This window comes from Streptomyces sp. TSRI0107 (genome assembly GCF_001905845.1).
Taxonomy (GTDB): domain Bacteria; phylum Actinomycetota; class Actinomycetes; order Streptomycetales; family Streptomycetaceae; genus Streptomyces.
Map to the genome: position 1 here is coordinate 51037 of NZ_LIVZ01000003.1, position 25004 is coordinate 76040.

Genomic DNA, 25004 nt, shown 5'->3' on the forward strand with positions numbered 1-25004 from the left:
AGCGCGCCGGGCCAAGGGGTCCTCTCGTTCGGTGACGTGGCTACGGACACGATCGCGGCCGGCATTTCCCGGTCACTGTGCCCACGTCGGCCACCGCCTGCGGACGAGCCGGCGCCTGCGGCACCACCACGTCGTTGCAGGCGAGCCGGTCTCGTCCTCGGCGCGGCGTTGGCCGGCACGGGGCTCATTGCTGCGCTTGCTCTGGTGCCGGGCGGCCCTGTTCGTTCAGCTTCCCGAAGGGGACGTGCACGCTGGGTGTACTGCGGGCGGTGCCGGTCAGGTGGCCGACCTGGTCGTCGAAGAAGATGTGGGGCCTGAGGACCTCGATGATCGTGCTCTTGTCTATCCCGCCGAGGAAGAAGGCGTCGTTGACGGTCACGCCCCAGTTCTTCAGGCTCCGCACCGGGCGTTCGTGAGCGGGGGCGTTGCGGGCGGTGACGAGGGAGACGTGGACGCGGATCTTGTAGTCCGGGTCCGTGGCCCGCTGTTCTTCTTCGCGTTGCTGGAGCCGGTTGATGCCGGCGAGGAAGTCCCGTAGTGGTCCCGGGTCGTGCGGGGTGGCGGCGTTCGTCGTCTCGTGGGAGAGGAAGCCCTTGATGCCGTCGCTCTGGTAGATCCGCTCCGAGGCGTCGTCGGCGAGGACCCCGTCGAAGTCGAAGGCGATCCGCAGGTCCCGGTCATCGTCCTCGTCGGCCGCGGCAGGGCCGAGGACGCGGCCGGCGGGCAGCCCGAGGGCGACGGCCTCACGGACATCGGTCTCGTTCGCGGACAGGAACAGGGACATGTTCAAAGCGGGCATGAAGCGGTACGGCGAGCGGCCCTGCATGAAGATGGCCCGGCTGATCGACAGGCCGTGGGCCTGGATGGACCGCATGACCCGCAGCCCGGTGTCAGGATCGTTGCGGGACAGGACGATGACCTCGACCAGAGGGTCGTCCGGTGAGAGGTCGTTCAGGGACAGCAGTCTGCGGATGAAGGGGAAGGCGATGCCTTTGTCCAGCGTGTCGTCCAGGTGCTCCTCCTGGTAGGCGCGGTAGGCCTCCTCCCCCTGATCACGGAAGACGGCATCCGCCTCCGCCAGGTCGAACAGTGCGCTGGAGGCGATTCCGACGACCAGACGGTTGCTGAGTTCATAGACGGCCACGGCGTGCCCCCCCTCACATCCATGCACTCACCGGTTTCAACCATGGTAAGTCGCCGCGCACGTCCATCCGTCCGGCCGGCGGCCATCCGCGCAGGGGCTGAGTAGTCCGCCGCCCCCTGCTCCGGGTGCCGGAACAGGGGGCGGCGGCCAGCCACTACGGCGCGGGAATGGCGTTCCGGCGCGTCCCTGGCCTAGGCCCCCGCCGTCAGCAGTAGAGGTTGCCGCCAGGTGACGTTGCGAGGATCTGGGTGAACCGCTGGTAGTTGTTCACGCGGCTCTGCACCTGCGCCGGGTTCTTGCCGTCGCACTCCAGGGAGCCGTTGATGCTGCGGATCGTCTGGCCGAAACCGGCGCCGTTCACCATGGCGTTGTGCGGGGTCATGCTGCCGGGGCCGGTCTGGGTGTTCCAGTACCACAGGGCCGTCTTCCAGGCGACGGCCGAGTCGTTCTGCACCAGCCAAGGGTTGTTCAGCAGGTCGATGCCGAGCGCGTCGCCCGCGGCCTTGTAGTTGAAGTTCCAGCTCAGCTGGATCGGACCGCGTCCGTAGTAGGCGGCCTGGCCGGCCGGACAGCCGTAGGGCTGGCTCCAGTCGCAGTAGTGCGGGTAGTTGGCGGTGTTCTGCTCCACCACGTGCACCAGACCGCCGGTCTCGTGGCTGACGTTCGCGAGGAAGGCCGCGGCCTCCTGCTTCTTCACCGTGTCGCTGCCGGTGTTGGCGAAGCCGGGGTAGGCGCTCAGAGCCGCGGTGAGGCCGCTGTAGCTGTAGAAGGAGTTCCGGTTGGGGAACATCTGGTTGAACTGTGCCTCCGTCACGACGAAGCGTCCGTTGGGCGTGCCCGGGCCGCTGTCGCAGGCGTACGGCTCCCAGTACCACGTGCTGATGACCGGGTCGTAGCCGGGGTTGGCGTGCTCGGCGATGTAGGCCTTGCCGTCGGTGTAGCGGACGATGTCGCCGGCGTTGTACGACTTGCCGGCCACCCAGTTGGGGTAGCTGGAGCACGCCGCGGCAGCGGCGTCGGCGGCCGGGAGCAGCACCGGGGCCGTGCCGGCGAGGGTGAGAGCGGCCAGGACGGCGGAGAGGCGACGTCTCGACACGGGGATCAACTCCTTTGTGCAGCACGGCCGTCCGTTCCCTTCGGCGGGGCGCAAGTGGAGCCCGCACCGCACGTACCGGTGGGCCGGATACGGGGTGGGGACGGCCGTGGTGGGGGGTGTGGAGGCACACTCAACCGCGTTGGTCTGTACCAGTCAAGGGTGTAGACCAGTCAGACGCAGCCGGAGGTCTTCATCAGCTCGTCATCTGCGGGCTGGTGTGTGTCTCCGGGAGTCCGTGCTCAGGTCCATCGCCGCGGGATTCGGGTTCGTTCGGCTCAGCGTTGCCGCCGCCGAACTCATGCGTGCTCGTGCTCGTGCTCGTGCTCGCCCTCGGCGGGGCGGGCGAGGTGGGTGCTGGTGCGACGGCGGGGGCGGTCAGGACGGTGTCTAGCATGGCGGCCATGACGAAGACGCAGGTGGGGGCGGCGGAGCGGCTGCTGCGCGAGATGGTGATCCGGGTCGGTCGCAACGCGGAGGGCGCGGGGCCGCGCGGTGGCGGCGCTCTGCAGGCGGTGCAGGGGGCGCGGCCCGCGCGCTCGGTGGCGGCCAGGGTCGCCGCTGCGGGTGGAGCCGACGACGAGACCGTCAGGTACCTCAGGGAGTTGACGAAGCGCCACCTCGGTGCGGACGCGGCCCGCTGGTGCTGGCTGCACGACGCGCTGGTCGAACACCGTGGCAGTCTGCCCGAACTGCTCGCCGCCCCGCCGGAGTCTGCCGCGCCTGCCGTTCCTGCGGTGTCCGGCGGCACGCTTCGTGCACCCGCGCCCCGCAGTGTCCACGACACGCTCGGCCTGCTCCTCGAGCACACGGAGCCGCGGCACGCCGCGGCCGCGTTCGCCGCCCTGCCCGAGCGGGTGACGACGGAACTGCTGGCCGGCGGGACCATGCCCGCGCCCGCCCTCGTCGCCGCCGTCGTCGAGCACGGCGACACGCGCACCCGGGCAGCCCTCGCCCGCCATCCCCGGCTCGACACCCGCATCCTGGCCGGGCTCGTCGCGGTCGGCGATGCCATGGTCGCCGCCGCCGTCTACCGCAACTCGCGCACCACCCAGTCCCTGCGGCGCACCATCGCCCAGCGCCTCGACACCGTGGAACTCGACGACACGCTGCGCGCCGAGCTGACGGCGCCGCACGGCCAAGCCCCGCGCACCTGGCTCGCCCCGCTGCTCGGCTCGGGCGACCCGCAGCTCGTGGCCGCGGCACTGCGGTGGGGCGTACGCCACGTCGCCCAGCAGTACGCCCTGCTCAAGATCTGGGAACGGACCGGCCCGGACGCCGTACGCGCCCTGCTCGACGACCCCGCCACAGCGCCCTTGCTGAGCCGGGCCGTCGTGGACGCGGTCACCGAGGCCCTGGCCGCCGCGGACGGCGACGGGCTGACCCGGCTGCGCGCGCAGGGCGAGCCGTACGAGGACCCCGCCCGGCTGCCCGCGCTGCTCGCCGGCGCCCGGGGCACCAGCACTCTGCGCGACCTGCTGTCCGAGCCGTACGCCCATGATCTCGACGCCCTCGCCGCGGCCCATGCCACGACCCCGTTCATGCCCAAGGCCTGCGAGGAGCTGGCCCGCCACGAGGCGGCGAGCGATGCGCAGCGCCACTTGTTCCGGCTGAGTGCTCTCAACGAGCCGTGGCGGGCCGGGGGCCGCCGCGCAGGGAACATCACCCCGCCCGCGCGGCGCCTCGCCCAGGAGGAACTCGATGACAGCGCCGCGGTCTGGGCGCGGGGCATGGCGGCGGCGGGGCTCCTCGACCCGGTCGAGCTGATCGGCACCGCGCGCCCCGCCGTCCACGCTCTGGCCGCGCTCGCCCGCCTCGCCGAACGGGATCTGCTGGGCACGGCGGCAGCCGCGAAGCTGCAGACCTTGACGCAGGCGCATCTGGGAGAGCGGGCGCGGGCCTGGGCCGCGCTGGATGCCCTGCTGCCCGGGCACGGGGGGACGGTTGCGGAGCTGATCGCCGAGGCGGGGAAGGCCCCGGACGAGGCTGCCGCCGAGGGCGAACCGCGAGCCGCCAGGTTGCCGCCCCGACCGTTGACGAGCACGAGCCAGGGTGAGCGGGCACCGGGCGCGGCGGCGCACAACGCGCTGCTGCCCGGGCAGCGGACAACGGCCGCGCGGCCGGCCGCCGATGCGAGCCGCCCGGCCACGGCCGAAGCCGCCGCCACCGAGCCCGAACAGTCGGCCGCGCCCAAGCCGCCCGCGCAGCCCAAGGCGCCTGCCGAGGACGCCGCCCAGCCCAAGCCCCCTGCCCAGTCCGAGACGTCCGCCGAGGACAAGACGTCCGCCGAGGACGCCGCCCGGCCGAAGCCCCCTGCAGAGGACGTCTCCGAGCCCGAGGCGCCGACCTCAGCACCCGCATCCCGGCCAACACCCCACCGACCCCAACAGGCGCACGCTCTGGCCGCACTCGACCTGCTGTACTCCCTCGCCCCCGACGATGCGCCCCGGCCGGAAGACCCCGAGGTGCTGCGCGCGCTGAGCGGGTACGAGCAGGCGACCGCGCCCGGCCTCGCCACCCCCCGCTGGTTCGCCGACGCCTGCGCAGCCCACGGCATCCCCGCCTCCAAGAACGGCTTCGCCTATGAGGCGCCCAGCCTCGCGCAGGTGCTTTCCCAGCTCCCCGAGACGTACGGATCCGGCGCGCAGCACATCGAGCGCGCCTACGTACAGGGCGTGCTGCCCGCCGAGGAGCTGCTCACCCTGCTGCCCGCCCGGCGCCTGCTTCTGCTGCCCTACGACTGGCGGCGGCTCGCGTTCGCCGACGCGTGGCGGGCCGCCCTCGCCCGCCGGCTGCACGCCGAACTCGGCACCGACCCCGACGCCTGGCTCCGCCTGGCAGCGACCGAAGCCGCCTCGGAGGGGCTGACCTGGGCGCAGCTGCTGGAGCGCGCGCAGACAGGCATAGGCCCGGCGGCGAGCGCGGATACGTCCATCGGCAGGCCCAGGCCCGGCAGCCCCGACGAGGCGATCAAGCTGCTGGAACGCGGCGACCACCTGTGGGCCTGGCCCGAGGGCACCCTGCTCTGCCTCGCAGGCACCGAGGTGGTCGACGCCGTAGTGCCCCGGCTCGGCCCCGACGGCCCGTGGCTGCTCGCCGCGTACCTGCTGCGCCACGACCGCACACCACGCCCCGTCCTCGACCGGCTCCTCACCGACCGCGACCCCGACGCGCTGCGCGTCCTGGCCGCCCAGTCCCGCTGGATGCACCGCAGCGGCGCGGTCGAGCGCCTCGTCGACCTCGACGACCCGGACGTCGACCTCGCCCTGCTGCGGCACTGGAACCCGCGGCCCGCCGTCCACCGGATCGTGACCCGCTCCCGGCCCGGCACCGGGCAGCCGTCCCTGGGCGCCCGGGTACTGGCCGACTGGCGCACCCAGGGCTCCGCCCGGCCCGCCGGCGGCCTGATGTGGCTGTGCTCCGCCGAACCCGACCTCGTGGAAGAGCTGCTGGTGAAGGAGGCCTCACGGCTCGGTCTCGGGCACCAACTGCTGGGCTGCCTGAAGCTGCTCGAGCACGGCGGTGCCGACCGGCTCACGCAGCTCGCCGGGCGGGGCGTGCTGGGACGCTCCGCCACCACCGTCTGCGCCAAGGCCCTGGCGTCCGCCGACCCCGCCGCCGTCCTGCGCGCCCGGCTCGACCGCGAACTGGCGCCGGAAAAACTCATCCGCAAGCTGCGGCGCGCCCGCCACGCCCCGCACGCCCGCGACCTCATCGAATCCCTCCCGCCCGGCGAGAGCGTGGATTGGACCGCGCTCGAAGCCGCCCACGCCCAAGAACCCCTCCCCTACTGGCAGGACATCATCCGCCTGGACGGCGTACCCGAAGAGGTACGGCTGCGGCACGCGGCCCTGCTGCCCGAGCCGGGCCCCGACGGCCTGTCCGGCAGCGCACGGCTCACCCGGGAACGGGCCCGGCACGGACTCGCCGGCAATTTCCACCACGCGCCGACCACCCAGCTCGACGGACTCCTTACCGCAGGCCTCCTTGACGGCACAGACCTGATCCGCCTCGCGGCCCCGGCCGCACGGCTCCTCACCTACCTCGGCGCCGCCGCCCGCCGCACCGACGCCCCACCACAGACCGCCGAAGCCCGCACCCTCCTCACCCACCTCGTACACACCAGACTCGGCACCAGCCCGGCGGCCTGGCACCGAACCGCCGCACGGCTGGCCGGCCTCGATCCTGACTGGAACCCCCACTCGACCATCGAGACACTCCTCACCAGCACGACACACTGACCCAACACGCCACACGACGCCACCACACGCGTTCACCAGCCGGCAACGCCGGCCCAGCGGCGGGCGTCCGGTTAATCGATGGGGGCGGGTGACTCCGTCAGGCACAATGCCCGTGATGATCTCCACTGCCGAGCAGTTGCTCGCCGCCCTCGAATCCCTGCCGCACGCCGCCCGGCTCCGCTGCACCGCCGTCACCGCTCACCGGCTTGCCGCCCGAGGCGAACTCCAGCCGCTGCTCACCGCTTTGGATGTGCTCGGTCCGTACGAGCGGCGCCTCGCCGCGCTGGCGGCCCTTGCCGCCGGGGAGCAGGGATATCTGCAGGCCCGTCTCGGCGACCCGGACCCGGTGGTTCGCCGGTATGCGCTGCGCGGTGCCCGGCGACTGCCGGTGCCGGACTGCGCTGTCGAGGCCGCCTACGACGACGCGCCCGCCGTGGTCCGTGCCGACCTCGCACGACTGCTGCGCGACGGGCGGCGGCCCGCACTCGCCGAGCGGCTGGTGCCGCGTGTGCGCGCCGAGTACGGAGACCTGGACGCGGCCCGCCTGCTGCCGGGCTGCTCTGCCCAGTTCACCGCGCGGCTGCTGCCCGAACTCGCCGGGGCGCTCGCGTACGAGGACTGGAGCACGCTGGCCGTGCGCCATCCCGTCGCCGTCCTCGACCACATGGAGCGTGAACTCGGCTCCCTCCCCCAGCGGTTGCGTGGTCGTTGGTGGCAGCGGCACGCCACCGGAATCGCCGCCGCCCTGCCCGCCGCGCCAGGGCGCGTGCTCGACCTGTTGGAGAGGTACGGCCCCGACGACCTGCCGGGCCCGGTGCACGACCGGCTGGGCGACCTCGTCGCCGTGGACGCCGAGCGCGTCACGCGCTGGCTCGCCGACCCCGGCCGGGCGGCAGCACGGTGGGAACGGACACCCGGCCGGGCGGTCATGCGGCAACTGGTGACGGCAGATCCGCCGTCGCTGCCCAGTCTCGGCGCCCGGTGGTTCCACCGGACGGCTTTCAGCACCTTGCTGCGGTCGATGCCACCGGCGCGCCGGCCCGGCTTCGTGGACGCCGTCGTCACCGCGGGCGAAGCGCGCCCCAACGTCCGCGCGCACGAAGGGGTGCTCGCCCTGCTGCCGGCCGCCGAGCGGCACGCCCGTGCCCGCGCCGCGATCGAGACACTTCGTGCCGGACGCCACTCGGGCTGGGACCTGTGGGGCCTGCTCGCCCTGCTGCCGCCCGCCGAGGCCCGCGCCGAACTGCTGGCCGCCCTCCATTCCGGTGACGCCGAGGATCGCGGAACGATCTGGAACCGCCTGGCCGCCAACGCCGGACACACCCGGGATCCGCAGCAGGTCGCCGAGGTTCTCGCGCTGGGCGCCGACCGGCTGACCAACGAGCGCGACCCCGTACGCGGGGAGGCCCTGTCCGCCTTCGCAGACCTACCGGCGTCCCTGCTCGCGGCAGCCCTCGAGGCCGACGCGTCCGCCGCGGGCCGCACCGGCTCCGCGTCCCTGGAACGGCTGTGCCTCGACGCCCTGGGCGCCCGGGACTGCTCGCGCGGCACCCGGGACACCATCCGCACCCTGGCCGTGACCCTGCTCGCCACCGCCGCCGACGGGGCCCCGGCCGCCGGCACGACGACCGCCAACGCACCGGCCGGCCCCCTCGGCGGAGCCGCCATGCACACTGCCGTACGCCTCATACAGGCCCTGACCGCTCACACCGCCACCGTGGAACTCGGCCGCCTGGACGACAAGCTGCGCGTCAGCGGGATACGCGTCGTGCTCAAGGCCCTCGGCCCGTGGCTGGACCGGGCCGCCGCCCACGGCGACATCCGGCCGCTGCTCGCACTGGTCAAGTCCTGCGGCCACCGGGTGCACCAGGTCCCCGAGCTCCAGGACCGGCTCGAACAGGCCCTGCGCACCTGCCCGGACAGCCACTTCGGCGAGGTCGCCGCGGCCTGGCTGGCCGCTCCTGCTTCCCGCGGCGACCGCGTGGCGGACCTGCTGGCACAGGAGCCGTCCGCGGTCTTCCTGCCGCAGGTGCTCGCCGTACTCGCCGCGCAGCGAACCGACCTGCTCGACCACGCCCTGACCGGGACGCCACCGCCAGGCGGCCGGTTCCCCGTGCCCGGCACCGCCCGGCCACTGCCCCCTTTCCGCCACGCCGACCGATGGCTGCCCCGGCAGCAGCAGGCCGCGGTCCGGCTGGCCGCGGCCGTCATCGCCGATCCCGGCCGCGGCATCGGCGAACGGGCCGCCCTGCTGCGTGCGGTGGCATCGGTGCCACAGCACGGGAGGTCCCTGCTGCGGCAGTACACCGCCTCCTCACCGGCCACGGCCGGGCCCGAAGACGCGGCCACGTCCACGCCACGCCCTGCCGAGTCGGCTCTGACGGCAGCGGCCCTGGACGCGGCCGCACACACGGACGACCCGGCCGCGGCCCTGGGGACCCTGCTTCAGCATGCCGGTGACGACCGCGCGGCAGCCGCCTGGTCCGCCGCCGCTCGCGCCGCCGCCCACGCCCGCCCCACGCAGCTGGCGGCCCTGCTCCATGACGTCCTGACCCGCGAGAGCGCAGTCAAGATCACCGTCAGGAAAGCGGCCGCCCGGCTCGCCGCCCGCCACCTGCCTCCAGCCGCCGCCACCGCACTGCTGTCCACCGTGGCCCGCACCCCCGGCGTCCACCCGGACGTGCACGCCACCGTCGTCGCGCAGGCCACCACGCTGCTGCCGAACGAGGACATGTGGGCCTTGCTGGAATCGGCGGCCACCGACGGGCCGGACCCCGCCCGGCGCACACTCCTCGACCACAACCCGGCAGACCTGGCCGCCCCCCACCGCTCACGCTACGGACAGCTCATCGCCCAACTGCCCTTCACCGCAGACCAACAGGCGGCCGACCAGGCCCTGTTCAGCCTCCGCGACTGGGCACAGTACACGCCCGCAGCCGGCACGACGCTGGCCAAGGTCTACACCGACCTCACCTCGCCACTGAGTATCTGGCGGGCACGTCACGGGCTCACGGAGCTGGCCCAGTCCGGCCTGCCCCACCCCATAGGCGGCGTGGAACCCGGCAGCCTGCTGGGCGACGTGGTCGAACGGCTCCTGGCGCTCATCGCCGCCGGTGAACCCCAAGGCGGCGCGCACGGTGGTGACCTGCCCGCACGCCGCCGCCTGGAGACCCTCCTCAACTCGCCGATCCAAGACCGCCGGATGTGCGCGGCTCTGGCCCGGCGACTGGCCACGGAACCAGCGCTCACGGCCCTGCGCACCGCTCTCCTCGTACGATCGATCGACTTGCAGGCAACCGAGCCGGAACTCTCACTCGCCTTCCGGGAGTTGATTACCGCGATCGAAGGCCGCCCTGTGCTCGCGGTCCGGGTGGCCGAGGATCTGGAGGAGGCACACCGGTACGGCACCCCGCTCACCGACCCCACCGCCGCCCTCGCCACGGTCAGTGCTCTCAGCAACGACGGTGGCCTGATCACGGGCCTCCTCGCCGTCAGCCTCGCCACAGCCCTCGGCACCCGTCAGAACTGGCCGCAAACCTGCCGCACAGCCATCGTCACGCTGCGCCACCACCCGCAACAGGACGTCCGCGAGGCGGCATACGCCACAGACCTGAGCTGAACCACAACAGCCCCGTCCGGCATCACCGCCAGGGGGTGCAGGGCGTCGGTGTGGCCGTGCTCGGCGGCCTGCCGGAGTGGCGGGGGTGGCATTCGCGCAGTCGCACGGCAGCTCTGCATGACGCTCAACACTATTCAGCGGTACTGACCAAACCCGGAGCGGACCGAAGCAGCACGAGCGGGCGCGTCACTGCTCGTCGAGGGATGCCTGCCGGGCAAGGAAATCCTCGAACGCCGCCTTCTGCTTCGGATCCATGAAGCCCTGACGGACATTGCGGGCCTGCTCCTGCAGCCAGTGCGCCTCGCCGGGGTCGAGCAGCTCGGCGACCACCACGCCATTGCGAGCAACCGCCGTGCGCCCTCCCACACGACGACGAAAGAGCGTGAACGCGCCGAACTCCGCTGGGTGAGCCAGTTCCCGCTTCTCCCCCACAGCCCGGATGCCGTCCCCAGCCTCACTCGCCGGGTAGGCGGTGGGTGCCCAATGCTCCCAGAGCGCCAGCATGGCCGCAGGCACCATCACCACTCGCTCCGCCTGTTCATGCCCCTCCCACATGAACGTGACAGTGACGGGCTCGCCGACCGCTTCGGCCAACCCGAGCACCCTCTCCACCTCATCGTTGATCGGGTAACCCACCACTACATCGATCTCAATGCCCATGACGCCTGAGGCTACTGTCCGCTTACGACACACCAGCCCAGCGCACCTGAGCCTCGTCGACCACGGCCCACCAGGCGAACCCGCCCGAGAGCGGATATCTCACCGCCCTGTCGCACCGCCTGAGCGCCTGTCCGAAGCCACACCACGCCCCACCGCGCTGCGCTTCGCGGCCTGAACGGCACCCCTCATCGGCCTGCACCCAAGTCAGGCCGGACGATGCGATGGTGTGACGATGTCGGTCATGGCTATCGAATCAGTGGTCGTGCGGCAGCGCGTCGAGAACCTGGACGCGGCTGTGCCCTTCTACGAGAAACTGACCGGAAGCACAGCATCCCGTTTCGCCTTCGCCGGGGTCACTCTGGCAAGTGTCGGCCCCTTCCTGCTGTTCAGCGGTCCGGACGAGGCCGCGCAGCGAGTCGCCGACGTGGCGGCCACCCTGGTGGTCGCAGATCTGGACGCAGCGGTGAAGGAAGCGGTGGCGGCAGGTGCCGAGGTGGTGGCTGCTACGTCCCCGACACCGAATGGCCACCGCGCGTTGCTGCGGCACCCCTACGGCGGGGTCTTCGAGTACGTCGGTCCCTGAACCTGCGGCCACCGCGATGGATCGCCAGGCCGTGACATGACGACGGCCGCATGGCTGGCTCGTCCACTGCCAGGACGCGGCCGCCTTCGTGGGCGAAGTCGGGTACAGCAAGCTGGCGGCGCATCCCGAAGCCCTCGACCAGTTGCGGGCCAGCCTGGGCGTGGGGGCGACCGCCATGCTTTTCCGCTGCACGGTCTGCAGTGCCCATCTCGCCTACGCCGACGCATCCTAGAAGTCGTCCGCTTGGGCGAGTCGTCGGTAGCAGATGGCGGTGCAGGCGATGCTGGTGACGGCCGGGGCGAGCCAGGCCATAGCCGCCTGGGAGGGCCGATCCGGGACGGACCGGCTGTCGTAACGAATCGGCGGCCGCCGTCCGAGAACGCAATGCCCCCCTTCACCATCTATTGAATCGAATGCCGATGTATGGCCAGTGGGGACGTCTCGGGACCGGACGGTCCGGTGCTGTCCGACTGTCCTTGCCAAGGAAACCGGCGAACCCGAGCCACCTGTGTGGCTGAGCTGGAGGGACGAGCGTGGCAGGTACGGAAGAAGCGTACGAGGTGCGGCCGTTACCGGAGCTGCTGCGCGAGAACTCCTCACGGCACGGTGACAAGGTCGCGTACGCCGACGACCGGCGCGGTGTGAGCTGGACCGAAGTGGAGCGCAGGACCGCCCGGTTGGCGGTGGGGCTGGGTGTCGGTCGGGGTGAGCGGGTGGCGTTCTGTCTCGGCAACGCCGTGGAACTGGTCGAGGGGCTGCTGGCCACGGTGCGGGCCGCCGCGGTCGGTGTGCCGCTCAGCGCGCGCGGTACCGATGCCGAACTCGCCGCGCTCCTGGCCGACTGCGATCCGGCCGTGCTGGTCACCGACCGGCGGAACCTGCCGCGCGTCACCCGGCTGACTGCGGGCCGGGCGATCCGGCTGGTGGTGACCGGTGAGGGGTCCCTGCCGGCCGGCGCCACGGGCTACGAGGCCCTCACCGCCGTATCCTCGGCCGCGCCGCCGGACGACCTGGGTCTGGACGAACCGGCCTGGCTGCTCTACACGTCCGGGACCTCCGGCACTCCGCGGGCCGCGGTCTCCAGCCAGCGGTCCGCGTTGTGGTCCTCGGTGGCCTGCTATCTGCCGCGGCTCGGTCTGTCGGAGTCCGACCGGGTGCTGTGGCCGCTGCCGCTGACGCACACCTACGCCCATTCGCTGTGCGTGCTGGGGACCACGGTGGCCGGGGCGAGCGCCCGGATCACCGCGCACGCCGAACCGGCCGCGCTGGCCCGCCTGGTGGCGGCGTACGCGCCGACGGTCCTGGCCGGTGTCCCGCTGACCTACCAGCAGTTGCTGGACACCGGCCTGGGAGCGGTCCCCTCGCTGCGGTTCTGTGTCACCGCCGGGGCGAGCAGCGACCCGGAACTGCGGGCACGGGCCGAGGAGCGGTTCGGTGCCCCGCTGCTCGACGGCTACGGCAGCACCGAGACCTGCGGCAAGATCGCGATGGAATCGCCGGAGGGGCCCAGGGTGCCCGGTGGCAGCGGCGTGCCGCTGCCCGGTATGGAGGTCAGGATCACCCCGACCGCGACCCCGGCAGACGTCACCGGCGCCGGCGTCAACGCCAACGCCGACACCGACACCGACACCGACACCGACACCGACACCGACACCGACACCAGCGAAGGCGAGATCTGGGTTCGTGGCCCCGGCCTCATGCTCGGCTACCACAACCGGCCCGAGGAGACCGCGGAGGTCCTGCGCGACGGCTGGTACCGCACCGGCGACCTGGGCCGGCTCGGCGAGGACGGCTGTCTGACCGTCATCGGGCGGGCCGGCGACCGCATCGTGCGCGGCGGCGAGAACGTCGACCCGGCCGAGGTCGAGCGGGTCCTGCTCGACCTGCCCGGGGTGCGTGACGCGGCCGTGGTGGCGCGGCCCCACCCGCTGCTGGGGGAGGTCCCGGTGGCGTTCGTCGTACCGGAGCACCGGGACCTCGATCCCGGAGGTCTGCTGCGGGCCTGTGCGAAGGTGCTCTCCGCTCACAAGGTGCCCGAGGAGATCCTGTTCACCCCGGCCGTGCCGCGCACCGGGGCCGGCAAGCCGCGCCGGGCACTGCTGCGCGAGGCGCTCGCCGGGCATCGCGCCGGCCCGGTCCTCTCGCCGGGGGCCGACCGGACGCCCGCCGAGCGGCGGGCCGCGCTGACCGACCTGGTGTGCGACGAGACCACGGCGATCCTCGGGGTGTCGGCCGAGCCCGCCGCCGCGTTCGCCGACCTCGGGCTGACGTCGATGGGCGCGATGACGCTGTGGCACCGGCTCGCTCTGCGTACCGGCCTGCGCCTGCCCGCCACGCTGGTCTGGGACCATCCGAACCCGGCCGCCGTCGCCGCCTACCTGGACACCCGCCTGTACGGGACAGCCGTACCCGCCGCGCAGGGCACCTCACCCCGCCCGCGCGGCCCGCGGGCGGAGCCGGTGGCGATCGTCGCCGTCGGCTGCCGTTATCCGGGCGGCGTGAACTCGCCCGAGGACCTGTGGCGTCTGGCGGCCGGGGGCGTGGACGCCACCGGTGACTTCCCCACCGACCGGGGCTGGGACCTGGACTCCCTTTACCACCCCGATCCCGACCGGCTCGGCACCACCTACGCCCGCCGTGGCGGGTTCCTGGACGACGTGGCCGGTTTCGACCCGCTGTTCTTCGGCATGTCGCCCCGCGAGGCCCTAGCCACCGACCCGCAGCAGCGGCTGCTGCTGGAGGTCGCCTGGGAGACGCTGGAACGCGCGGGCATCCCCGCACCGGCCCTGCGCGGCTCGGCCACCGGCGTCTTCGTCGGTCTGATGCACCTCGGCTACGACACCGGCGTACCGCCCCACGAGCTGGAGTCGTACTTCGGCACCGGTTCCACGGGCAGTGTGGCCTCCGGCCGCATCTCCTACGTCCTCGGGCTGCGCGGCCCGGCCATGACCCTCGACACGGCCTGCTCCTCCTCGCTGGTCGCCCTCGACCTGGCCGCCAGGTCGCTGCGCGCCGGGGAGTGCACCCTCGCACTGGCGGGCGGGGTGACGGTGCTGTCCGGTCCGCAGCCGTTCATCGCGTTCAGCCGTCAGCGCGGGCTGTCCCGGGACGGCCGCTGCCGGTCGTTCGCCGCGGGCGCCGACGGCACCGCCTGGGCGGAGGGTGTCGGTCTGGTGCTGCTGGAGAAACTGTCCGACGCCCGGCGCAACGGCCATCCGGTGCTGGCGGTGCTGCGCGGCTCCGCCGTCAACTCCGACGGCGCGTCGAACGGCCTGACCGCTCCCAGCGGAGAGGCCCAACGCGACCTGATCCGGCTGGCGTTGGCCGACGCCGGGCTGGGGGCGGCCGACGTGGACGCCGTCGAGGGGCACGGCACCGGGACCGCGCTCGGCGACCCGATCGAGGCCGGCGCCCTGCTGGCGACCTACGGGCAAGGCCGAGACCAGCGACTGCCGCTGTGGCTCGGCTCGGTGAAGTCGAATCTCGGACACACCCAGGCCGCTGCGGGTATCGCCGGACTGATCAAGATGATCGAGGCGATGCGGCACGGCGAGCTGCCCGCCTCGCTGTACGCCGACCGGCCGTCGCCGCACGTCGACTGGTCCTCGGGGGCGGTACGGCTGCTCGACCGGGCCCGGACCTGGCCGCGCCGCGACCGGCCGCGTCGTGCGGCGGTCTCGTCGTTCGGGATCGGCGGCACCAACGCCCACGTGATCATCGAGGAGCCCTCCGAGCCGGTTCCCGGCCCGGTGCCCGAGCGTCGCCGGTTGCCGGTCACGCCCTGGCTGGTCGGGGGTGGTGACGAGGCGGGCCTGCGCGCCCACGCGGCCGTCCTGGCGAAAGAGCTGGCCGGTGAGGAGGGCACGCTGGACGTCGCGTACTCGCTGGCGACGACCAGGGCGCCGCTGTCCCACCGGGCCGCCGTCGTCGCTTCCGACGCCGAGGGTCTGCTCGCCGGACTTCGCGACCTCGCCGCCGGCGCCGACGGTCCGGCGGTGCTGCGCGGCACGGCTCGGACCCGCCCGAAGACTGCCCTGCTGTTCGCGGGGCAGGGCGCCCAGCGGTCCGGCATGGGCCGCGAACTGCGCGCCGCGTTCCCGGCCTTCGACGCGGCGTTCACCTCCCTGTGCGAGGAGTTCACGCCGTGGCTCGACCGGCCCCTGCTGGAGGTGATCGACGCTCCCGACGACGGCCTGCTGCACCGTACCGACTACGCGCAGGCCGCCCTCTTCGCCTTCGAGGTCGCCCTGCACACGCTGCTCACCGAGTTCGGGGTACGGCCGGACCACCTGGCCGGACACTCGGTCGGCGAACTGGCCGCCGCCCATGTCGCCGGGGTGTTCTCGCGCGCCGACGCGGTGCGGCTGGTCGCCGCCCGTGGTCGGCTGATGGCCGCCCTGCCCCGCGGCGGGGCCATGGCCGCGGTCCGTGCGCCACTGGCCGAGGTGACGGCCCGGCTCGGGGACGTACCGGGCCGGATCGCCGTCGCCGCGGTCAACGGCCCCTCCTCCGTGGTGCTCTCCGGCGACGAGGAAGCGGTGAGCGCGCTGGCCGGCCTGCTGGGACGGCCCGCCCGCCGGCTGCGGGTCAGTCACGCCTTCCACTCGCCGCTGATGGATCCCATGCTGGCCGATTTCCGCGCGGTCGCCGAGTCGGTGACGTACCGGCCGCCCGCCGTCCCGGTGGTGTCGACGCTGACCGGCCGGTCCGAGACGCAGGCGCTCGCCACCGCCGACCACTGGGTACGGCAGGTCCGCGAGACCGTCCGTTTCGCCGACGCGGTGGCCCACCTGTCCGAGGACGGGGCCGGCTTGTTCGTGGCGGTCGGTCCGTCGGCCTCCCTCGCGGCCGCGGCCGAGGAGTGCGTCCCGGTCGATGCCGGCGCGGTGTTCACGTCGTGCGCCGACCCGCGTACGACGCTGGAGACGCTGGCCGCGCTGCACGTGCACGGCGTGGACGTGGACTGGCGGGCGGTGTACGCGGACAGCGGTGCCCGCCGCCGCCCGCTGCCGACCTACCCCTTCCAGCGGCAGCGCTACTGGCTGGACGCCGTACGGCAACCGGTCCCGGCCGGCCACCCCCTGATCGGGCACCCGCAGCCCGACGCCGACGGACCCCGGATCCGGCACATCGCCGTACTCTCCACCACCCGCCACCCCTGGCTGGCCGACCACCGCGTCGGCGACCGCACGCTGGCCCCGGCGACCCTCTTCGCCGAGCTGGCCGCCCGCGCCACGGGCACCGACGGACCGGTCCGGCTGACCGAGCTGGCCTTCCACGAGCCGCTCGTGCTGCCCCCGGCGCGGCCGATGCGGGTACAGGTGGTGACCGACGCCCCGGACGCCTCCGGCGAACGGCCGGTCGAGGTCTGGGCCCGCCCGGCCGACGGGACTGCCGAGTGGACCCGGCACGCCACGGCCACGCTCGCTCCGCCGGCGCAATCGCCGCCGCCCGCCGATCCGGGCGGGGCATGGCCCCCTTCGGGTGCCCGGCCCGTCCCCGTCGACTATCCGCGCCTGGCCGCCCACGGCCTGCACTACGGCCCCGCCTTCCGCGCGGTGACCGCGCTGTGGCAGCGGGACGACGAGGTGTACGCCGAACTAGCCCTGCCCCCGGGCGAGGCGGCCACGGCCGCCGCGTACACCCTGCACCCGGCGCTGTTCGACGCGGCCCTGCACGCCGCGGCGCTGGCCGAGGCACACAGCCCGGCACCGGCCACGCCCCGCGTCCCGCTCGCCTGCACCGGCGTGACGGTGTCCGCGACCGGCGCCTCCGCCGCGCGGGCGGTGCTACGGCGGCTCGGCCCGGACGAGTTCCAGGTCACGCTCAGCGATCCGGCGGGGCGCCCGCTCGCGGCGGTGACGTCCGTCGTCACGCGGGCGATGCCGGTCTCCATCGAGACGTACCGCCTGACCTGGCGACCCGTGACACCGGCCCCCGGCACCATCGACTCCGGCTCCGATTCCGATGCCGCCTCCGGCTCCGATTCCGACTCCGGCCATGAAGTGCTGGACCTGGCCCACGAGGTGCTGGACCTGGCCCGCCTGGCCACCGCCCCGCCCGGCACGACCGGCATCAGCGGCACGACCGGCATGCCGGACCGGGTACGCGGTCTTCTGTCGGCCGTGCTGGGCCGGGTACAGGACTGGACCTCCGGCACCCGGCCGGGCCGTCTGCTGGTGCTCACCCACAACGCGACCGGCGACGACCCCGACCCGGCCCAGGCGGCGGTCGCCGCGCTCGTGCGCAGCGCCCAGTCCGAGCACCCCGGCCGGATCGTGCTGGCCGACCGGCGTGGCACTCCTGCCACGGAGAAGGATCTCGCGGCGGCCTTGCGCTCGGGTGAACCGCAGGTCGCCCTGGACTCGGGCACCGTGCTGGTACCGCGGCTGGCGCCCGCCGACCCGTCCGCCGAAGCGCCGCCCGCACTGGACGCGGAGGGCACGGTACTCGTCACGGGCGGCACCGGTGCGCTCGGTGCGAGCCTGGTCCGGCATCTGGTCGCCGGCCACGGAGTGCGGCACCTGCTGCTGACCAACCGCAGCGGCCGTATCCCCGAATGGGTCGCCGACGTACCGGCCGAGGTGCGCGTGTCCGCCTGTGACATGAGCGACCGCGACGCCGTGCACGCCCTGGTCGCATCCTGCCGGCCGGCCCTCACGGCGGTCTTCCACCTCGCCGGTGCGCTCGACGACGGCGTGGTGGACGCCATGACGCCCGAGCGGCTCGCGGCCGTGCTCGCGCCGAAGGCCGACGGCGCCTGGTACCTGCACGAGGCGACACGCGACCTCGGCCTGTCCGCCTTCGTGCTCTACTCCTCGGCGGCCGGGGTGCTCGGCCGGCCCGGTCAGTCGAACTACGCCGCCGCGAACGGGTTCCTCGACGCGCTCGCCCGGCACCGCGCGGCCCGCGGACTGCCCGCGCAGGCGCTGGCCTGGGGAGCGTGGACCACAGCGGGCGAGGCTGGGATGGCCGGCCGGGTCGCGCCCGGCCGGATCGCCGAGGGCGGGCTCCTGCCCGTCACCGAACGCGAGGGCATCGCCCTCCTGGACACGGCGCTGCGGACACCGGAACCCGTCCTGATGCCGGTGCCGCTGGACCGCGCCGCGACCCGCTCCGACGCGTCCCCGCTCCTCGCCGACCTGCTGCCGGTCTCCGCACCCCGGACCGAACAAACCAGCCACCCCCTGGCGCAGGGCACCGTCCCGGTCTCGCAGGCACCCGGTGCCTGGCCCGAACGGCTCACCGCCGTCCCGGAGCCGGAACGCGAAGCACGGCTGGCCGATCTGATCCGCGCCGAGGTCGCCACCGTCCTGGGCTACCCGGACGCAGCCGCGCTCCCCACCGACCGCGCCTTCGCCGACCTCGGCTTCGACTCCCTGACCGCCGTGCAGGCCCGCAACCGCCTGAGCGCGCTCACCGGGGTACGACTGGCCCCGAGCGTCGTCTTCGACCATCCCACGCCGGCCCTGCTGGCGGCACACGTCCACGCGGCCCTGCTCGCCTCGGGAGCGATGCCAGGCGACGGGGGCGGCGAGCAGGAGAAACGGCAGGAGGCGGAACCCTAATCCCCGGTCTCCTACCGCTTCGGCCCCCTCTACCACCGGGTGCTGCGCGAGAAGGGCCCGTTCGAGGCCATGGCGCTGCGCTATCACGCGTCCTACGCCCTGCCGGTCTTCTCCCCCGCCGAGCACACCCGGTACTCGGTCCCGCCGATCCGGCTCGCCCAGGGCGACGGCACGCCGGTCGTGTACCTCCCGGACTACCTCTCGCCCCACCATCGCGTCCCGTCCGCCCTGGCCGAGCGGCTCGACGGCGCGCACGACGTGTTCCTGCTGGAGCATCCAGGGCTCGGGGAACGCCGGGGCGTGCCCGACGGCATGGACACGCTGGTCCGGGCGCACGCCGACACCGTCCGTGCCCTGCCCGTCCGGAGGTCGCCCGTCCTCGTCGGCTTCTGCGCCGGCGGCGTGATCGCGCACGCGGTGGCCCGGCACCTCGCCGAGAGCGGACGGCCACCGGCCGGTGCGGTCCTGATCGACACCCACGCCGGTGTGCTGCGCCGGGACGATCCTCGCGGGTCGGCCCTGATGGCAGCCGGCGCCGCCCTGCCGGAGGACGTCGTCGCGGCGTCGGACGACTCGCTGCTCATCGCCGGGGGCGGCTACGCGCGCGTACTGGAGGACTGGAACCCCGAGCCCTCACCGGTGCCCACGCTGCTGCTCCGCGGCCGCCCCACGCCGGAGATGCTGCGCATCGCCCCGGACGCGGACTGGCAGCCACGCTGGCCGCTCCCGCACGAGGGCGCCGACCTGACCGGTGACCACTACTCCCTGCTTCACCGCCACGCCGACTGCACGGCAGAGGCGATCCGCGCCTGGCTGAGCAGGCCACGCGGTCGTGACTGATCGGGGTCGAGCGGGAGCTCGGCTCGATGCGAGCACCTGTGCCGCTGGGGCATCTCTGGGACGAATGAGGGCACTCGGCGAAAGCTATGACGAACCGGACATCGGGTCGGCTTTCGAGCTTGAACAGGGGATCTGCCATGTCCACACACGCACACGCCGCCCGCACCGCGCGCACACCGGTCCAGCAGGCCGCTCTGGTCGTGGGAGCGGTCTTCCTCCTGGTCGGTGTTCTCGGCTTCATCCCAGGCATCACCACGAACTACGACGCGATGGAGTTCGCGGCTCACCACTCCGAGGCGAAGCTGTTCGGCATCTTCCAGGTGTCCATCCTGCACAACCTTGTGCATCTGGCCTTCGGCGTCGCCGGACTGGCGCTGTCGCGCACCGCGGCACAGGCACGGCTCTACCTCCTCGCCGGCGGCGCCATCTACCTGGTCCTGTGGCTGTACGGCGTGATCATCGACCTCGACAGCGCCGCGAACTTCGTCCCGCTCAACACCGCCGACAACTGGCTCCACCTCGTGCTCGGCCTCGGGATGATCGCACTGGGCGCCCTGCTCACCCGTAGGCACGACGCGACGCGGACTGTGTGACCGGCGGAGGCACTGGATCGCCCGACGGCGACGAGTGGCTGGTCACGGGCAATCCCCACACAGACCGAAAGCGCCGGTCTTCGCCGTGGCCGGCGTCGTTACGGCCGGAAGTCCAGTCCGCAAGGACTGCGTCCCGGCCAACAGGGCGGCGATCGGCCGACCGGTTGCGGGCAACCGGAATTCTGGTTGTCACATTATCGTGGGTACCCCGTCCCGCGCACAACATGACCGACCGCTCGCATTCTGTGAACCGCGAGGCGGATGTGACGGAAGGGCCGATGGCCAGGTGGGGCCCTGATGGCTTGCGGACGCCGTTGTGACGGGGGGAAGCGCACGTCTAGCTTGGTGGACGCGTCGGCGCCCCCCTCGATGGTGTGGCGCGCCGGCTCAGGTATCAGGCGGGACAACCCGCTTTCATCGACGGCACGTTCCTCGACGAAGGGATATGACGATGGCTTACGAGCGTCCCACTCTCACCAAGGTCGGCGACTTCCAGAAGGTCACGGGCCTGGCCGGGACGGGCAGCCCCGACCTGCTGGGCGGCCACAGCCTGCTCTGACCTTCTCCGAACCTTCCCTCTGATTGACGTGTACACGTAAATCCGAGGGTGGGTCAAGCGCGTGGGCGGCGCCACCGGTGCCGCCCACGCGGCGTCGCACACAGCCGACCGTCCCCGACCGGAAGGACCCGCTCATGGTGACCGGCCCGTCGTCCACCGCCGGGGCCTGCTGGTTCCTGGTCTTCCCGGACACCGATGCCGTCGCCGTCCTCGCCGCACGAGCCCGGTCGTGCGGGATCCAGGAGATCCCGCACCCGTCCGGACGGCCCTGGCTGATCGGCCGCTGGCCGGACCGCGACCTGACGACAGTGGCGTGCGGACCTGCCCGGCTGGCCGTGCTCGGACAGCACGCGGTGACCGAGGAGGAAGCGGCACACGCGGCTCGCGCCGGATCGCTCGAGGCCGCCGACGCCTACGCGAGGAAATGGCCCGGCAGCCACCACCTGATCGCCGGTCTCGACGGCAGGACGCTGGTCCGCGGCACCGTCACCGGCGTCCGCAGCGTCTTCGTCGCCCAGGCGCCCGGCACCCACGGCGCCCACGTCGTCTCCGACCGTGCCGACGTCCTGGCCGACCTCACGGGCGCGGACCTGGACGAGGGCCGCCTGGCCGTGCACCTGCTCAGTCCCGGAATCCTCCACCCGCTGACCACCCAGACGGTCTGGCGCGGCGTCGACGTCGTCCCCGGTGACCGGCGCGTCCTGCTCGACCGCGAGGGCCGGCTGCGCACGAGCCGCTGCTGGAGCCCGCCCCCGGCCGAACTGCCGCTCGCCGAAGGTGCCCGGCTGGTCCGGGAACGGCTCGCCGACGCGGTCGCCGTACGGATCAGGGGCCGCGAACTGATCAGTGCGGATCTGGGCGGCGTCGACTCCACCGCGGTCGTCGCCACCGCCGCCCGCGCGGGCGCGAAGACCGTCGCCTACACCGCCGCCGTCCACGACGTCCTCGGCGACGACGTCGCCTATGCGCGCCGCACGGTGGAGGCGCTGGACGCGGTGGAGCACCATGTGGTGCCCGCGACCGCCGTACCCCTGACCTTCGACCGCGTCGACGCGCTCGACGACGACCTCGACACCCCATCGCTGTACGCGGTCAACCGCCATCGGCGGATGCACATCATCGAGCGGGCCGCGGAGCGCGGCTCCCCGCTGCACCTGAGCGGAATGGGCGGCGACGAACTGTTCAGCGGTGCCTCGGCGCACGTCCACGGCCTGCTGCCGCGCCATCCCCGTACGGCCTGGCGGCTGGCCCGCGGCTTCGCCTCCCGGCACCGCTGGTCCCGCCGCACGGCCATGGCCCAGCTCCTGGACCGCCGCCCGTACGGCTCCTGGCTGGCCCGGGTCGCGCACGACCTGACCCTCCCGCAACCCCCCATGTCCGTCCCGCTCTTCACCTGGGGCACCCCGCCCCGGCTGCCCCCATGGGCCACCAGGCCGGCCGTGGAGACCGTGCGCGCGCTGATCCACGAGCAGGTCGAGGACGCGGAGCCGCTCGGCCCCGGCCACGGCGGTCACCGGGAGCTGGCCACCCTGCGCACCCTGGCCCGCTTCGCCCGGCACGTCCAGCAGATGTCCGAACCGCTCGGCGTGACCTTCGCCGCGCCCTACTACGACGACCTGCTCGTCGAGGCCGCCCTCGCCGTCCGCCCCGGCGAGCGGGTGACGCCGTGGCGGTACAAGCCGCTGATCGAGGAGGCCATGCGGGGCGTCGTCCCCGAGTCTGTCCGGCACCGCACCACCAAGGCGCACGCCGCCCTGGAGGAGGAGACCGGGCTGCGCCGCCACCGCTCCGCGCTGCTCGCCCTCTGGGAGGACTCCCGGCTGCGCGAACTGGGCCTCGTCGACGTGGCGGCCCTGCGCGACTGGTGCGTCCGGCCGCTCGCCGCCGACCTGGAGAGCGCCCTGCTGCATCCGACCGTCGGCTGCGAGGTGTGGCTGCGCGCACGCGAACGAGGCCGCGGCCCGCTGCGGCCGGCGGAAACCGACACAGGAGGTATCACGGCATGACGATGACCCTGCGCTCCGGAGTGGTGACGGCCGACACCGAGTACGGCATGGCGCTGCTCGACCAGAACAGCGGCGAGTACTTCACCCTCAACCCCACCGCCGCGCTGATCGTGCGGACCCTGCTGGACGGCACGAGCAGGGAGCAGGCGGTGACGGCGCTCACCGACCGGTACGACGTGACCGCCGAGCAGGTCGAGGAGGACATCACCCGCATCCTCCAGGAACTGCGCGCCGCGCGGCTCCTGGCCGCCTGAGCCCTGACCCCTGCCCCGGAGCAGTGCAGCGGAAGCGCCGTCCCCTCCCCCGCTCCGGGCCCGCCCCGCCCGCCCGTCCGTCCGTCCTCGTCACGGAGGCATCGCCACAGTGTCCACCTCGCAAGTCGTCCCGCACGACCCCCGCTCGGTGCCCCTCGGTCCGCGGCTGGTGACCCGGCTGGCCGTCGGCTGCGCCCACCTGCTCGCCCGGCAGCCCCCCGCCCGTATCCGCAAGGTCCTGCTGCGGCTGCGCCCCGGAGCCCGGCCGGCGACCCTCGCCGAGGCCGCCCGGGCGCGCGAGACCGTCCTCGCGGTCAGTCTGGCCGCGGGCGGCCAGCAGGGGTGCCTGCCGCGTTCCCTGGCCACCGTGCTGCTGTGCCGGCTGCGCGGTCAGTGGCCGACCTGGTGTGTCGGCGTCCGCACCCAGCCGCCGTTCGCCGCGCACGCCTGGGTGGAGGCGGACGGCGTCCTGGTCGGCGAAGGCGCGCCCGCCGACTACTTCCAGCGGTTCATCACGGTGGACTGAGCTGCATGCCTACGGCCCGGCCCTCGGCCCAAGGGCTGGGCGACACAGTCGTGGCCGGCCGGCCCGTCACGGGCAGCGAACCGAGCGGCGTGAAGAAGATCCCCTTCCAACGGACGTACACCGACGACGCGTTGTACGCACCGGTGACCGGCTGCCGCTCCCTGGCCTTCGGGCGGTCGGGCCTGGAGGCGGTGTACGACTCCGACTGTCCCGCGGCTCGGACGTCGTCACGACCATCGAACCGGCCGCCCGGAAGGCGGCGTTCACCGCGCTCGGCGACGACGAGGGTGCGGCCGTCGCGCTCGACGCGTCCACCGGTGACCTGCTCGCGGTGGTCAGCACACCCTCGTACGACCCGGCCGGCTTCAGTGGCCGTCTCCCGGCCGACGCGGAGGCCTGGCGGGGGCTGAACCAGGACAGCCGCCGGCCCCTGCGCGACCGCGCTCTGCGGGACGCGACGGCACCGGGCGGGACGCTCGACGTGGTGATCGCCGCGGCGGCCCTGGAGCACGGCCTCTACCGGAGTGCCGACGAACCGACGCGCACCGGCGGCAGCGGCGACTGCGCGGGCGCCTCCATCCGAACGGCCCTCGCCAACGCGTGCGGTGACGTGTTCGCCGCGATGGCGGACGCGCTCGGCACCGGCAAGGTCCGTGAGACGGCGCGCGCCTTCGGATTCGACGACCGCGAACTCTTCGTCCCGCTCCGTACCGCGTCGAGCACGTACGGCCCGGACGGCACGTCCACCGCCACACCGCTCCAGATGGCCCGGGTCGCGGCCGCCCTCGCCGACGGCGGGCGGCTCGCGCCCCCACGGCTGGTGGCCCAGGTGGAGAAGCCGGCCGTACGGGCCGTTTCGGAGCGTACGGCAGCCGCGCTGCTGACCGCCGTCCGCGCGGCGGACATGTGGGTCCCGGCCGAGGACGAGGACGGCACCCCGCTGTCCTGGTCCCTCGCCTACGCCCGCGCGGACGACGGGCGTAGGGTCGCGCTCGCCGCGCGGATCACGCACGCCGACCCGGCGGCCGCCGCCCGGGTGACCCGGCGGATGGCCGTTGCTCTGACATGACACCACCTGACGTGACACCACCTGACGTGACGTCACCTGATGTGACATCACATCACCTGGCATGTCTTCGGCTACGGTTCCCCAATCACGACGACCCGGCAGGGAGGGCTTCCCCGCTCCGCGAGGCGCATCAGCGCGAGTGACCAGCGCGCACCACCGCACTATGCGCTCCGGCGGCTCCCTGCGACGGTTCCCCTCCCGGTCCGGCGGTCGTACGGTGGGTGGTCGAGTCGCCATGGGCTGGGGGTC

14 protein-coding genes and 2 pseudogenes are annotated in these 25004 nt (G+C 73.5%); 13 read left to right on the top strand and 3 right to left on the bottom strand.

The window, feature by feature from the left end; all coding sequences use genetic code 11:
• Window positions 1-184: 184 nt before the first annotated feature.
• Together AMK31_RS07475 and AMK31_RS07480 are read right to left on the bottom strand one after the other, a co-directional pair.
• Window positions 185-1144, bottom strand: coding sequence for a 5'-nucleotidase (locus AMK31_RS07475; RefSeq protein ID WP_073939604.1), 960 nt, complete (start codon window positions 1142-1144; stop codon window positions 185-187).
• Between the two features lie 205 nt (window positions 1145-1349).
• Window positions 1350-2240, bottom strand: a complete 891-nt coding sequence (locus tag AMK31_RS07480; RefSeq protein WP_073939605.1) for a glycoside hydrolase family 19 protein — start codon at window positions 2238-2240, stop codon at window positions 1350-1352.
• 401 nt (window positions 2241-2641) lie between these two features.
• On the opposite strand from AMK31_RS07480, the gene AMK31_RS07485 reads away from it, so the two are divergent.
• Together AMK31_RS07485 and AMK31_RS42060 are read left to right on the top strand one after the other, a co-directional pair.
• On the top strand, window positions 2642-6478 hold the full coding sequence (locus tag AMK31_RS07485; RefSeq protein ID WP_143204219.1) for a hypothetical protein: 3837 nt from the start codon (window positions 2642-2644) through the stop codon (window positions 6476-6478).
• Between the two features lie 115 nt (window positions 6479-6593).
• Window positions 6594-10097, top strand: coding sequence for a hypothetical protein (locus tag AMK31_RS42060; RefSeq protein WP_158074527.1), 3504 nt, complete (start codon window positions 6594-6596; stop codon window positions 10095-10097).
• 186 nt (window positions 10098-10283) lie between these two features.
• On the opposite strand, the gene AMK31_RS07495 is transcribed toward AMK31_RS42060, so the two are convergent.
• The gene (locus tag AMK31_RS07495; protein WP_073939608.1) at window positions 10284-10757 is read right to left on the bottom strand and encodes a hypothetical protein; all 474 of its coding nucleotides are present in this window, start codon (window positions 10755-10757) and stop codon (window positions 10284-10286) included.
• Between the two features lie 241 nt (window positions 10758-10998).
• Here AMK31_RS07495 and AMK31_RS07500 point away from each other — a divergent pair, with 241 nt between their 5' ends.
• From AMK31_RS07500 to AMK31_RS42065, 11 genes and pseudogenes are all read left to right on the top strand, one after another.
• Window positions 10999-11340 (top strand): VOC family protein, encoded by a 342-nt coding sequence (locus AMK31_RS07500; RefSeq protein ID WP_073940098.1) that lies wholly within the window; start codon window positions 10999-11001, stop codon window positions 11338-11340.
• 46 nt (window positions 11341-11386) lie between these two features.
• Window positions 11387-11572, top strand: a pseudogene (locus AMK31_RS39030) (CbrC family protein); the annotation flags it as partial.
• Window positions 11573-11900: 328 nt separating this feature from the next.
• Complete coding sequence (locus AMK31_RS07505; RefSeq protein WP_241842568.1) at window positions 11901-18908, top strand: type I polyketide synthase; 7008 nt, start codon at window positions 11901-11903, stop codon at window positions 18906-18908.
• Window positions 18909-18947: 39 nt separating this feature from the next.
• Window positions 18948-19748, top strand: a complete 801-nt coding sequence (locus AMK31_RS41385) for an alpha/beta fold hydrolase (protein ID WP_241842569.1) — start codon at window positions 18948-18950, stop codon at window positions 19746-19748.
• Between the two features lie 137 nt (window positions 19749-19885).
• A complete protein-coding gene (locus AMK31_RS07510) occupies window positions 19886-20341 on the top strand; it encodes a DUF4383 domain-containing protein (RefSeq protein ID WP_073939609.1) in 456 nt (151 codons plus the stop codon).
• A 451-nt stretch (window positions 20342-20792) separates the two neighbouring features.
• A complete protein-coding gene (locus AMK31_RS39705) occupies window positions 20793-20900 on the top strand; it encodes a keywimysin-related RiPP (RefSeq protein ID WP_110635242.1) in 108 nt (35 codons plus the stop codon).
• A 134-nt stretch (window positions 20901-21034) separates the two neighbouring features.
• A complete protein-coding gene (locus tag AMK31_RS07515) occupies window positions 21035-22906 on the top strand; it encodes an asparagine synthase-related protein (protein ID WP_073939610.1) in 1872 nt (623 codons plus the stop codon).
• Complete coding sequence (locus AMK31_RS07520) at window positions 22903-23160, top strand: lasso peptide biosynthesis PqqD family chaperone (protein WP_241842570.1); 258 nt, start codon at window positions 22903-22905, stop codon at window positions 23158-23160. Before AMK31_RS07515 ends, AMK31_RS07520 begins: the two co-directional genes overlap by 4 nt.
• A 109-nt stretch (window positions 23161-23269) precedes the next feature.
• The gene (locus AMK31_RS07525) at window positions 23270-23686 is read left to right on the top strand and encodes a lasso peptide biosynthesis B2 protein (protein ID WP_073939612.1); all 417 of its coding nucleotides are present in this window, start codon (window positions 23270-23272) and stop codon (window positions 23684-23686) included.
• Between the two features lie 5 nt (window positions 23687-23691).
• A pseudogene (locus AMK31_RS42390) lies at window positions 23692-23877 on the top strand (penicillin-binding transpeptidase domain-containing protein); the annotation flags it as partial.
• 44 nt (window positions 23878-23921) lie between these two features.
• Entirely contained in the window at window positions 23922-24755 is an 834-nt protein-coding gene (locus AMK31_RS42065) for a penicillin-binding transpeptidase domain-containing protein (RefSeq protein ID WP_443333940.1), read from the top strand.
• The last annotated feature ends 249 nt before the right edge of the window (window positions 24756-25004 follow it).

Bases quoted from the DNA above. Each gene is read 5' to 3' on its own strand.
- AMK31_RS07485 (WP_143204219.1), top strand. From the start codon at position 2,642: ATGACGAAGACGCAGGTGGGGGCGGCGGAGCGGCTGCTGCGCGAGATG.
- AMK31_RS42060 (WP_158074527.1), top strand. From the start codon at position 6,594: ATGATCTCCACTGCCGAGCAGTTGCTCGCCGCCCTCGAATCCCTGCCG.
- AMK31_RS07495 (WP_073939608.1), bottom strand. From the start codon at position 10,757: ATGGGCATTGAGATCGATGTAGTGGTGGGTTACCCGATCAACGATGAG.
- AMK31_RS07500 (WP_073940098.1), top strand. From the start codon at position 10,999: ATGGCTATCGAATCAGTGGTCGTGCGGCAGCGCGTCGAGAACCTGGAC.
- AMK31_RS07510 (WP_073939609.1), top strand. From the start codon at position 19,886: ATGTCCACACACGCACACGCCGCCCGCACCGCGCGCACACCGGTCCAG.
- AMK31_RS39705 (WP_110635242.1), top strand. From the start codon at position 20,793: ATGGCTTACGAGCGTCCCACTCTCACCAAGGTCGGCGACTTCCAGAAG.
- AMK31_RS07515 (WP_073939610.1), top strand. From the start codon at position 21,035: ATGGTGACCGGCCCGTCGTCCACCGCCGGGGCCTGCTGGTTCCTGGTC.
- AMK31_RS07520 (WP_241842570.1), top strand. From the start codon at position 22,903: ATGACGATGACCCTGCGCTCCGGAGTGGTGACGGCCGACACCGAGTAC.